Origin of the sequence: Mucilaginibacter aquaedulcis, from assembly GCF_030409325.1 — a bacterium.
Classification (GTDB): domain Bacteria; phylum Bacteroidota; class Bacteroidia; order Sphingobacteriales; family Sphingobacteriaceae; genus Mucilaginibacter; species Mucilaginibacter aquaedulcis.
On record NZ_JAUFPR010000001.1, the window covers coordinates 157857 to 170601 of the forward strand.

Sequence of the window (12745 nt, forward strand, 5' to 3'; positions counted from 1 at the left end):
TGAAATTTAGCCTATTGTTTGATATTGTAACTTCTCTATAACTTTTTTATACTCTTTTGGATACACTTTTACAAACTGGGTTGAAGCTTCGTTCCAGTTGTTCAGTATCTGCTGTGCCAGCTTGCTGCCGGTAAGGCTGATGTGCTTGCGCAGCAATGCCTGTATCTGCTCTTTATCATCTGATGCCAGCGGATCAAGATCAACCATTTCGGTATTGCAGTTTTCGGCAAAGCTGTTGTCAGGGTTATAAACCCAGGCCAAACCACCGCTCATACCTGCCGCGAAGTTGCGGCCTGTTTTACCTAAGATGAGCGCGCGGCCACCGGTCATGTACTCGCAACCGTGATCGCCGATACCTTCAACAACCGTGGTAGCACCAGAGTTACGCACCGCGAAACGTTCGCCTGCCATACCGCCAATAAATACCTCACCAGATGTAGCACCATAAAGGGCAACGTTACCAATGATGATGTTATCCTGCGGAACAAAAGTTGCATTAGCTGCCGGGTAGATAGCCAGTTGCGCGCCGGATAAACCTTTACCTACATAGTCATTGGCTTCGCCTTCCAGCTCAAAGGAGATACCCTTGGTGGCAAACGCGCCGAAGCTTTGCCCGGCCGAGCCTTTGAATTTGTAGTTGATGGTATTATCAGGCAAGCCAGCTGATCCGTATTTTTTAGAGATCTCGTTTGACAGTAATGTACCAATGGTACGGTTGACGTTAATTACATCAAATGATGCAAAAACCGGTGTTTTATCTTCCAAAGCAGCTTTAGCGCTCTCAACCAGTTTCCAGTCGATGATGTCGCTCATGCCATGATCCTGGCTTTCGCTGTTATACAGGGTCATGCCCTTAGCGTTGGTAACCGGATGTAATATGCCCGACAGATCGATCTTTTTGGCTTTCCAGTTATCCAGGTGATCCTTAACTTTCAGGAATTGTACACGGCCCACCATTTCATTAATGGTACGGAAACCAAGCTCGGCCATAATTTCTCTAAGCTCTTCGGCCATAAAGCGGAACAGGTTTACCACGTGCTCAGGTTTACCTGAAAATAGTTTCCTTAATTCCGGATCTTGTGTAGCAACACCTACAGGGCAAGTGTTTAAATGGCATTTGCGCATCATGATACAGCCGCCGGCAACAAGGGCTGCAGTAGCAACACCCCATTCCTCGGCCCCCATCAGGGCGGCAATCGCCAAATCCCTACCGGTTTTTAACTGTCCGTCTGTTTGCAATACCACACGGCTACGCAGTTTGTTACGAACCAGTGTTTGATGAGCCTCGGTTAAACCAAGTTCCCATGGTAAGCCCGCGTGTTTTACCGAGCTTATTGGCGATGCACCTGTACCGCCATCATAACCGGCAATCAGGATAACATCGGCATGTGCTTTGGCAACACCTGCGGCAATGGTACCAACACCGGCTTTTGATACCAGTTTCACGTTGATACGCGCAGCACGATTGGCATTCTTTAAGTCGAAAATCAACTGCGCCAAATCTTCGATAGAATAAATATCATGGTGCGGAGGAGGCGAAATTAAACCAACCCCAGGTGTAGAGTGACGGGTTTTAGCGATCCAGTCATCAACTTTATGACCTGGCAACTGCCCACCTTCACCTGGTTTTGCGCCCTGCGCCATTTTTATCTGTAGTTCATCGGCATTGGTAAGGTAGTTTGAAGTAACCCCAAAACGTGCCGAAGCAATTTGCTTAATAGCCGAACGCATAGAATCGCCGTTTGGTAGCTTTTCGTAGCGCATTTCGTCCTCACCACCTTCGCCGGTATTGCTTTTGCCGCCTATACGGTTCATGGCAATAGCCATAGTGCTGTGTGCCTCATGCGAGATAGAACCGAATGACATGGCGCCTGTTGCAAAGCGTTTCATGATGTTTTCGGCCGGTTCAACCTCATCAAGGGTAATAGCCTCACGGTGATGGGCAAAATCAAGCAGGCCACGTATGGTGAAATGCTTCTCGGTTTGCTCATTAATTACTTTAGCATAGTTTTTATATACCTCGTAATCATTGGTGCGTGTAGCATGTTGTAATAAGTGTACCGTTGTTGGATTAAACAAGTGAGCCTCACCCCTGCGTTTCCACTGGTAAATACCACCTTCGGGCAGTAAATTATCAGCAGCCTTGGCGCTAAAGCCAATACGGTGTTTGCAAAGTGCCTCACGTGCAATTTCGTCCAAACCTAAACCGCCAATGCGGGTAACGGCTCCGGAGAAATAACGATCAACAACCGATTTATTTAAACCTAATATTTCAAATACCTGCGAGCCATGGTATGACTGTAAGGTGGAGATACCCATTTTTGAGAATATCTTCAGCAAACCATCATTTACAGATTTTACATAGTTTTTATGCAGTGTTTTAATATCAAGGCTGGTTTCCAGGCTGCCGTTGTTTTTAACGGTTTCAATGGTTGATAATGCCAGATACGGGTTAATAGCAGTAGCGCCAAAAGCCAGTAAGCAGGCAAAATGATGTACTTCCCATGCATCGCCGGTTTCAACAACCAGACCTACAGCACCACGACGACCTTTTTTAATGAGGTGATGGTGCACTGCAGATACAGCCAGTAATGAAGGTATTGGTGCATGTTCAGAATCAATGGCACGATCTGACAGGATCAGTACCTCAAAACCATCGTCAACAGCGTCTTCCGCGTAGCGGCAAAGCCTTGCAATACCTTTTTCCAATGAACCTGGCATGCCATCGGCATTAAAGTAAGTTTGCAATGTTTTGGCATGGAACAAACCGGTATCAATACTACGCAGTTTCTCTAACTGGTGGTTTTTTAATATCGGGTGTTTTAATACCACGCAATGGCAATGCATTTTATCTTCATCCAACAAATTACCGTTGTTACCGATGAAAGTAGCCAAACTCATCACCAAACGCTCACGGATAGGATCTATCGGCGGGTTGGTAACCTGCGCAAAAAATTGTTTAAAGTAGCTTGACAGGTGCTGAGGCTTATCTGACAGGATAGCCAGCGGCACATCGGTACCCATTGAACCTACCGGCTCCTTGCCATCAACAGCCATTGGCTTAATAATGGTATCCAGATCTTCACGGCTGTAGCCAAACACCTGCTGGTAACGGAACACTGATGCTTCAGAAAGGCTGGCAAAGGCCAATCGCGGCTCAGCAAGTTCGCTCAGGTTAATTTTATAGTTCTCTAACCAACGCTCGTATGGCTGTTGTGAGGCAATTTCTTTTTTAATTTCTTCGTCGGTAATGATACGGGCCTGCTCGGTATCAATCAGCAACATTTTGCCCGGCTGTAAACGGCCTTTACGCAAAACAGTACTCTCGTCAATAGCCAGTGTACCGGCTTCGGAAGCAGCAATTACACGACCATCATTAGTGATCACATAACGCAGCGGGCGCAAACCATTACGATCAAGCACCGCACCAACCAGCTTACCATCGGTAAAGCTGATAGCAGCAGGGCCATCCCATGGCTCCATTAAGGTAGCATGATATTCATAGAACGCTTTTTTAAGCGGATCCATTTGCTCGTTACCATCCCAGGCCTCTGGTATCAGCATCATCATTACGTGTGGTAATGAGCGGCCTGAGTGCAATAATATCTCGATGATGTTATCTAAACAGGCAGAGTCTGACTGGTTATTATCGATCACCGGCATGATCATTTCCATTTCTTCGGCAGTGAAGTATGCCGAAGCGTATGATTTTAAGCCCGAGTAAAACCAGTTAAGGTTACCTGTAAGCGTATTAATCTCGCCGTTGTGCGCTATAAGGCGGAACGGCTGGGCCAATTTCCATGATGGGAAAGTATTGGTTGAGAAACGCGAGTGGATCATGGCAAAGCCCGATGCAATACGCGGATCTGTTAAGTCTGAATAGTATTTACGCAGCTGGTAGGTGGTTACCTGCCCTTTGTAAACTATGGTTTTGCATGAAAGCGAGGTAAAATAAAAATGATCACCGGCACCGGCTATGGTTTCGGTAATAGTTTTATTAATATATCTTCTTAATATAAAAAGTTTACGTTCAAAATCATCAGCATTGGTAATGCTGGTTGGCCTGGCAATAAAAATTTGCTCCACATCCGGTTCGGCCTGGCGTGCGGTTTCTCCAACTGTTGTTGAATCTACAACTAATTTGCGGTAACCCAGCTTAATTAAGCCTAATTTTTCAATGGCACTGGTGATCACCATACGGCAAGCTTTTTTCTGTGCCGAATCTTTTGGGAAAAATATCATTCCCACACCATACTCACCCGGTTCAGGCAGGCTGATCTCCAGGTTTGAGCATTCTTCCATCAAAAACTCATGTGGTAATTGTATCAGTATTCCGGCTCCGTCGCCGGTTTCCGGGTCACATCCGCAAGCTCCGCGGTGCTCCATGTTTTCGAGCATGGTTAGTGCATCGTCAATGATCTGGTTACTTTTATGACCATTAATATTGGTTATAAATCCAGTTCCGCAGGAGTCGTGTTCAAATTCTGGCCTGTAAAGGCCCTGGTGGCTCTCAGTTTGATTCATCGTAAAATATAAACCAGTTTTATAAAAAGGGTGTAATTACGAAGATAGCAAATACAACATAAATTATAAAATCATCGGTTATTTTTGAAAATTTCTAAAAAATCCATTACCGAAGTAATGTTTATTTAACAAATCCATAACATTTAAGACTAAATATTATGATAACACAAATGAAATCCTGAATTTACTTATTTAGAATCAATATAAAGTTGCACAAATTAAGCTATAAACAGTTATAAAAGCAGTAAAAACAGTTATAACAAAATTAAATTTTGTGTGATTTTACCTATCTATATCATAGAATATATGCTTTGAACTTAACGCCCCACCCTACCTATAATTTTATAGCATTTATAGGTAAGTTTTAGAATTGCTAACTTCGCGCAAAATTTTAAATAGATGTCTGCAAAAAATAAAGCTGTTTTCTTAGATCGTGATGGAGTACTTAACCAGGAAATGGGCGATTACGTACGCCGTTTTGAAGATTTTCATGTACTGGACAACTTTGACGCTCTGAAAACCTTACAAGACAGGGGCTACATGCTGCTGGTAGCCACCAACCAGGGCGGCCTGGCCAAAGGCTGGTATACTGAAGATGAACTGGCCAAAATGCACAATCACCTGAAACAAGTTTACAAAGAGCATGGCGTTGATATTGTCGACTTTTTTTACTGCCCTCATCACCCCCTGTTTACCGGCGACTGCGATTGCCGCAAACCAAAGCCGGGACTGCTATTACAAGGTATAGCTAAATATAATATTGACCCATCAAAATCATACTTTATAGGTGATCGTGAGCGGGATGTAGAAGCCGGCACCGCCGCAGGTGTTAAAGGTATCCTTATAGATAGCGATCAGCCTATCAGCACTGTGCTGGATCTGATTGATTAAAGTGCCTCGAGCCCCCCTCTAAATAAAACACTGTCATTGCGAGCGATAGCGTGGCAATCGCGAACTATACAGAACGGATTCGCATAGTTCGCGATTGCTTCGTTCCTCGCAATGACAATAGTTTAATAAGTGCGCGGCCACATTTTTCATAAAACCTAAAACATTTTCCCTCCGTAAAACTTTTACCACTATTACAAAATACAACACATGCAGCTAAGCCATTACTTAAAAAACTCCGATACTTTTATCGCCGCTTTGATTGGTTTTGCTGCTGTTCAGCTATTTTGCAGTTACAGTGGTATAGGAATTTCGCCCGATTCTATCATGTACATCAGTGCGGCCCGCAGCTTTAGTACCGGCGGTACGCTGCATACTTTTAACCATGTACCGATAGTTGATTTCCCGGTGTTTTACCCCATATTTTTGGGCAGTATCCTATTCATTACCCGGGTAGATCCGGTTATGTTTGGTGCTATACTCAACGGGCTGATGTTTGCCGCCTTGATATTTACTTCGGGCTACATCATGCAGCGCTTTGTGCCATCGGCAAGGGTGTATAAATGGTTAATGCTGATAGCCATTATACTGAGCCCGGCGCTGTTACAGGTGTACTCCTACCTATGGTCGGAAACGCTGTTTATCCTCGAAACACTTATTTTCCTGGTAGCATTCAGGCAGTATCTGCTTAAACATACCCTGAAAGCACTTATTATAGCCGCTGCTATAGCTGCAGTGAGCTGTGTAACCCGCTATGCCGCGGTTACTATTGTAGGCACCGGCGGTCTGCTGTTACTGCTCGACAGGGTTTTGCCGCTGAAAAAGAAAATTGTACACATTATTATATATGGCTTTGTTTGTATATCGCTGCTGGTAAGTAACCTGTTGTTCAACGCGCTCATGTCAGGCACTACAACAGGGCCTCGCGAGCCATCCATCACCCCTTTCAGCAAAAATTTATACTACTTTGGTACCGTGATGTGCGATTGGATGGGTTTTACCCCCAATCAGTATTACCTGGCTACACCCATTGCCGTTATTATATTGATAGGTTTTATAGCCGCGCTGGCTTATAATTACTACCGCCGCCATGTAGACAGCTTTGAAAATCTGGCCATTACTTTTGCATTGGTGTACGGGCTGTTCATTATATTATCGTCTACTTTTTCACGGTACGAGCGCATCAACCACCGTTTACTGGCACCTATATATATACCCGCGCTTTGGGGTTATACCAGCTGGGGCCTGTTACTGTTAAAAAGGATAACTAATAAAACCACTAAAACTATTGTATCGGTTATATTTATAGCCATGATGCTGGGTTTTGTAACCAAGGAATTTTTAATTGATAAGGCCCGTTACAGCGACCAGATATCGGACGAATACGGTAACCCTGGCTACACCGACAATAGCTGGCTCGAATCGCCATTTGCAGCCTACCTTAAAAGCGGCGACAAAAGCTTATTTAAACCCGGCATAAAAATTTATACCGACGCGCACGAGGCTGTTTACTTCTTCTCAGGTATGTCATCATACCTAGTGCCGCATAAATTCTTTAAAAAGGATATTGCTAAGTTTTACCAGGCTAAGCATTACTACCTCATCTGGTTTAACGTGCTTGAAAATCCAGAACTTATTAACCTGAAAGATATTCAAAAAGTAAAATCACTCAAAAAGATCAAGGATTTTGGGGAAGAAGGTGCTATATATGAATATGAGGAATGATTTGGGATTTCGGATGTTCGATTTCGGGTTTACCAGATAGCCGTTAAATCCTTCAAACTTCATTTTTTAATAATTCCGAAATCGAACATCCGAAATCCGAATTAAAAAAACATTTTGTTTTAAAAAACATCTGTATATATTTGCGCTGCTAATCTATAGTTTTACTATATAAAAATGAACGGTATCGCACTACATCATCTTCATCTGCATCACCACCATGTGGTGATCAGTTAATATGTATGTTTCTACGCGAAATAACAACCTCCGTTTATATTCTTTTTTATTATAGTTCCTTAAATTCAATCTTTTGAAAACACTTAAAATAGCGATCCAAAAATCGGGTCGGCTCAACGAAAAATCTGTTGAATTATTAAAAAATTGCGGCTTAAATTTTGAAAATTACAAAAGCTCGCTTATCTCCCCGGTATCAAACTTCCCTCTCGAGATCCTTTTTCTTCGTGATGACGATATTCCTGAATACGTTCAGGATGGCATTGCCGATCTGGGTATTGTAGGCGAAAACGTGATTCAGGAAACCGAAGCCGAGGTAAGCTACCTGCAGCGTTTGGGTTTCGGGAAATGTTCACTAAAAATTGCCGTACCAAATAACAACGATATTCAAAGCCTTACCGATCTGAACGGAAAAGCTATAGCTACCACCTACCCGGTTATTTTGGGTAAATTCTTAAAAGAACAAGGCATACAATCAGATATCCGTACCATCTCGGGATCGGTTGAAATTTCACCCGGCCTTGGCTTAAGTGATGCCATTTGCGATTTGGTTTCAACCGGCGGCACACTGAAAAGCAACGGGCTAAAACCATTTGCAGATGTAATGACCTCTGAAGCGGTATTGATCAGCTGTAAGGCTACCGAAGATAACGAACTGGTTAAGGAGCTGATACAACGTGTACAATCTGTATTGCGCGCTAAAGAAACCAAGTATGTGGTGCTTAACGTTCATCAGGATAATCTGGAGGCGGTAACTGCTTTGCTGCCGGGCGTAAAAAGTCCGTCGGTAGTAAACCTGGCCGAGCCTGATTGGGTTGCCGTTCACACGGTTATCCCCGAGCGTGATTTCTGGGACAGGATAAGCCAGCTAAAACAAGCCGGCGCACAAGGCATTGTAGTAATGCCTATTGAGAAAATAATATTGTAGGGAGCCGAGCCTCACCCAACCCTCTCCAAAGGAGAGGGCCTTAAAAAGCTCTTTTAATTTTAAGTCTCCCCCTTTTGGGGAGATTTAGAGGGCTTCTTACAAATGACTCCGGATTAATCCGGGGCAAACAATTAAATAAATAACTATCATTAGAGGTATTAACCTATGAAATTATTTAATTATTCAGAACTTACTGCAAATGATATACAAAAACTGGTTCAGCGTAATGTTGATCCGGCTAACGAGATCCGCGGAATTGTTGAAGAGGTCATAGATCAGGTTCAGCAAAACGGCGACAGTGCCTTATATGACTATGCCAGCAAGTTTGACAAGGTTCAGCTCAGTAACCTGTACCTTGATAAAGCCGACCTGGAAGAATTGGCCGAAAGCGTTTCGGCGGAGCAAAAAGAAGCGCTACAAACCGCTTACAACAACATCCATAAATTTCACCGGGCACAGCTAAAAGCCGAAGATAAGGTAGAAACCATGCCCGGCGTAACCTGCTGGCGCGAACTCAGGCCCATTGAAAAGGTAGGTTTGTATATTCCCGGCGGTACGGCCGTTTTGCCAAGCACGTTTTTAATGCTCGGTATCCCCGCCCGCATTGCAGGTTGCCGCGAAATTGTAGTATGCTCACCTCCGCAAAAAAACGGAAAGGTAAATGCCTTTATAGCGTATGTATCCCTTTTGCTGGGCATCGAAAAAATATTTTTGATAGGCGGTGCACAAGCTATAGCAGCTATGGCTTACGGTACCGAAAGCGTTACTAAGGTTGATAAAATATTTGGCCCGGGTAACCAGTTTGTAACCAAGGCTAAAACCATTATACAATCAACCACCACTACAGCTATTGATATGCCTGCTGGCCCATCGGAAGTATTGGTTATTGCTGATGAAAGCGCTACTCCGGCCTATATAGCTGCCGACTTACTGGCGCAGGCCGAACATGGGATCGATAGTCAATCGGTTTTGGTTTGTACATCTGCCAAAATAGCACAGGAAACCATGGCCCAAGTTGAAAAACAGTTGCCTACGCTGCCCCGTGCAGAAATAGCTAAACTGGCAATCGATAACTCCTACATCGTGGTAACTTCCAACCTGGAACAGGCTATGGATTTCAGTAACGAATATGCTCCTGAGCACCTGATACTGGCTACCGAAAGATGGAAAGAGATTACCGGGTTCATCGTTAACGCGGGTTCTGTTTTCCTGGGTAATTTAACCCCTGAAAGCGCCGGTGATTATGCTTCAGGCACAAACCATACCCTGCCAACCAGCAGCTATGCCCGGGCTTACTCGGGTGTATCGGTTGATTCGTTTGTAAAAAAGATCACCTTCCAGCATATCACCCGCGAGGGTATCCAGAACATTGGCCCAAGCGTTGAAATTCTGGCGGAACTGGAGGGACTGCATGCGCACAGGAACGCGGTAAGCATAAGAATTAGCCCCCCAACCCCCTAAAGGGGGAGCAAGGGTGTTTAATAACCTAATTAAAGAATATTACAATGAGTGAAGATATAAATAAAGTACAAAGCCTATATAGCGGCCCTGACGGTAACTCGCCCTTTAGGGGGTTAGGGGGGCTTCTGCGCGAAAACATCAAAAACCTAACCCCATATTCTTCCGCGCGTGATGAGTACCAGGGCGAGGCCAGTGTTTTTCTGGATGCTAACGAAAATGCTTTCGGGTCGCCTTTAGATCAGCAATTTAACCGCTATCCAGATCCTTTACAGTACCAGTTAAAAAAACGCATCACCGAAATTAAAGGCGTACCGCCACGCAATATTTTTATTGGCAACGGCAGCGATGAGGCTATCGATATACTTTTCCGCAGCTTTTGCAATCCGGGCGTGGATAATGTGATCATTGTTCCTCCTACCTATGGCATGTACCAGGTATCGGCCAATATTAATGATGTGGAGGCCCGCAAGGTTTTATTGACCGACGATTACCAGCTTAACCTGGAGGGTATTGCCGAAGCTATTGATAAGAACACCAAATTGATCTTCATCTGCTCGCCCAATAACCCTACCGGCAACTCTATTAACAGGGCCGATGTAGAAACCCTGCTGGCTAACTTTAACGGCCTCGTTATTGTTGACGAAGCCTATATCAACTTTAGCCGCCAGAAAACTTTTATTCAGGAACTTACCGAATACGCCAACCTCGTGGTGTTGCAAACCCTGTCAAAAGCCTGGGGATTGGCTGGCCTGCGTGTAGGTATGGCATTTGCCAGCGAAGAGATCATCGAAGTGATGAACAAGGTGAAACCACCTTACAATGTTAACGAGGCTTCGCAGCAACTGGCACTGGAAGCATTGGCCAATGTTGACCAGATTAACGCCTGGATCAGGGAAACCCTTTTACAGCGCGACAGGCTGGTGCTTGAACTCAAAAACTTTGATTTTGTACTGGATATTTACCCTTCAGATGCTAACTTTATCCTCGTGAAAACAACCGATGCCAACAGCATCTATAACTTCCTGGTGGGCAAAGGCATCATTATCCGCAACCGCTCCAAAGTTGAACTTTGTGAAGGCTGCCTGCGCATTACCGTTGGCACTCCTGATGAAAATATCACTTTACTTGAAACCCTACAGAATTTTAAATGAGCAATCTACAGAAAATATTGTTTATTGACCGCGACGGAACGTTGATCAAAGAACCTGCTGATGAGCAGATAGATTCTTTTGAAAAGCTGGAATTTTATCCCGGTGCGCTAACTTATCTGCCTAAAATAGCCAAAGAGCTTGATTTTGAACTGGTGATGGTTACCAATCAAGATGGTTTAGGTACGGCATCATACCCGGAGGATACTTTTTGGCCGGTACATAACTTTATCCTCAAAACATTTGAGGCCGAAGGTGTAAAGTTCGATAACATCATTATCGACCGTACCTTCCCGGCCGATAAGGCACCAACCCGCAAACCGGGCACAGCATTGCTTACCCAATATCTGGATACAGAAAAGTATGACCTGCCAGGTTCATTCACCATTGGCGATCGTAAGAATGATGTGCTGCTGGCCCGTAACCTGGGCGCCAAAGCTATCTGGCTTAATAATAATTCAGGTTTAGGTGGCGGAGAGTTTACCGAGGCCGATCACATCGGCGATACCATTGCACTGGAAACTACCGACTGGCAAAAAATATATGAATTTCTGAAACTGGGGCAACGCGTGGTTGAACACCGCCGTACTACTAAAGAGACTGACATTTATATCAAAATAAACCTTGATGGCACAGGAGAGTCGAAAGTATCAACCGGGTTGCACTTTTTTGACCACATGCTTGACCAAATTGCACGACACGGCAGTATTGATCTGGAAGTAGTAGCCAAAGGCGATCTGCATATTGACGAGCACCATACCATTGAAGATACAGGCATAGCCTTAGGCGAGATTTTTGCTACTGCATTAGGTAACAAAAAAGGCATTGAACGCTATGGTTTTTGTTTGCCGATGGATGACTGCCTGGCACAAGCTGCCATTGATTTTGGCGGCCGTAACTGGATAGTATGGGAAGCCGAATTTAACCGCGAAAAAGTGGGCGATGTACCTACAGAAATGTTTTACCATTTCTTTAAATCGTTCTCAGACGCGGCCAAATGCAACCTGAACATCAAAGCCGAAGGGCAAAATGAACATCATAAAATTGAGGCCATATTTAAAGCCTTTGCCAAGGCAATAAAAATGTCGGTAAAGCGTGATGTAGATAAGATGGTTTTACCAAGTACTAAAGGGGTATTGTAGACCCCCTAACCCCCTAAAGGGGGAACTTTTGAATTACACAATGGACAGTAATCAGGCAAATAAAACAAGCCCTTCAAAGGCACCCCCTTCAGGGGGCGGGAGGGGCATCGGCATTATTCGATACGGCGCCGGTAATATCTTTTCGCTCACAGCAGCGTTAGACCGGCTGGGGATACCTTACGGAATGATCAACAAAGCCGGGGACTTTGATCTGTACGACCGTTATATTATCCCCGGTGTGGGCCACGCGGGTGCTGCCATGCGCAAGCTGGAGCAAACAGGTTTGGTACCCACTATAAAAGCGCTTAACAAACCTACGTTGGGTATTTGTGTTGGCATGCAGCTGCTTACCTCCTATTCTGAAGAAGGCGACTCCAACCTGCTCAATATATTCCCGATAAAAACGTTAAAGTTCAAGGAGAGCAGTACGCACAAAGTACCGCACACCGGCTGGAACCAGGTATTCCCCGAAAAGGAAAATCCCCTATTTAAAAATATACCGTCGGGTTCACATTTTTACTTTGTACATTCATACTTTATTGAGTACGATAAAGAATACACTTTATTGGCCGCCAATTATAACAATGAATTTTCGGCATCAATTTGGCATGATAACTTTTACGGAGTACAATTTCACCCTGAAAAATCAGGCGTGCACGGCGAAACATTGTTAACAAACTTTTCAAAAATATAAAGAC

The 12745-nt window shown here is 44.3% G+C and carries 8 protein-coding genes; 7 read left to right on the plus strand and 1 reads right to left on the minus strand.

Annotation, left to right across the window (positions count from 1 at the left end):
• Window positions 1-6: 6 nt before the first annotated feature.
• On the minus strand, window positions 7-4524 hold the full coding sequence (gene gltB / locus QWZ01_RS00635) for a glutamate synthase large subunit (RefSeq protein ID WP_290321274.1): 4518 nt from the start codon (window positions 4522-4524) through the stop codon (window positions 7-9).
• Between the two features lie 399 nt (window positions 4525-4923).
• Here gltB and QWZ01_RS00640 point away from each other — a divergent pair, with 399 nt between their 5' ends.
• The 7 genes from QWZ01_RS00640 to hisH all read left to right on the plus strand — a co-directional run bounded on the left by QWZ01_RS00640 (window position 4924) and on the right by hisH (window position 12741).
• The gene (locus QWZ01_RS00640; protein WP_290321275.1) at window positions 4924-5415 is read left to right on the plus strand and encodes a D-glycero-alpha-D-manno-heptose-1,7-bisphosphate 7-phosphatase; all 492 of its coding nucleotides are present in this window, start codon (window positions 4924-4926) and stop codon (window positions 5413-5415) included.
• A 207-nt stretch (window positions 5416-5622) separates the two neighbouring features.
• Entirely contained in the window at window positions 5623-7137 is a 1515-nt protein-coding gene (locus tag QWZ01_RS00645) for a hypothetical protein (RefSeq protein ID WP_290321276.1), read from the plus strand.
• A gap of 307 nt (window positions 7138-7444) precedes the next feature.
• Window positions 7445-8296: an ATP phosphoribosyltransferase gene (hisG, locus tag QWZ01_RS00650; RefSeq protein ID WP_290321277.1), complete on the plus strand. Its 852-nt coding sequence runs from the start codon at window positions 7445-7447 to the stop codon at window positions 8294-8296.
• Window positions 8297-8461: 165 nt separating this feature from the next.
• On the plus strand, window positions 8462-9757 hold the full coding sequence (gene hisD / locus QWZ01_RS00655) for a histidinol dehydrogenase (RefSeq protein WP_290321278.1): 1296 nt from the start codon (window positions 8462-8464) through the stop codon (window positions 9755-9757).
• A gap of 44 nt (window positions 9758-9801) precedes the next feature.
• Window positions 9802-10908 (plus strand): histidinol-phosphate transaminase, encoded by a 1107-nt coding sequence (hisC, locus tag QWZ01_RS00660; RefSeq protein WP_290321279.1) that lies wholly within the window; start codon window positions 9802-9804, stop codon window positions 10906-10908.
• Window positions 10905-12047 carry a bifunctional histidinol-phosphatase/imidazoleglycerol-phosphate dehydratase HisB gene (hisB, locus tag QWZ01_RS00665; RefSeq protein ID WP_290321280.1) on the plus strand — a complete coding sequence of 381 codons (1143 nt, stop codon included), beginning with the start codon at window positions 10905-10907 and terminating at the stop codon, window positions 12045-12047. Before hisC ends, hisB begins: the two co-directional genes overlap by 4 nt.
• A gap of 40 nt (window positions 12048-12087) precedes the next feature.
• Complete coding sequence (gene hisH, locus QWZ01_RS00670) at window positions 12088-12741, plus strand: imidazole glycerol phosphate synthase subunit HisH (RefSeq protein ID WP_290321281.1); 654 nt, start codon at window positions 12088-12090, stop codon at window positions 12739-12741.
• The last annotated feature ends 4 nt before the right edge of the window (window positions 12742-12745 follow it).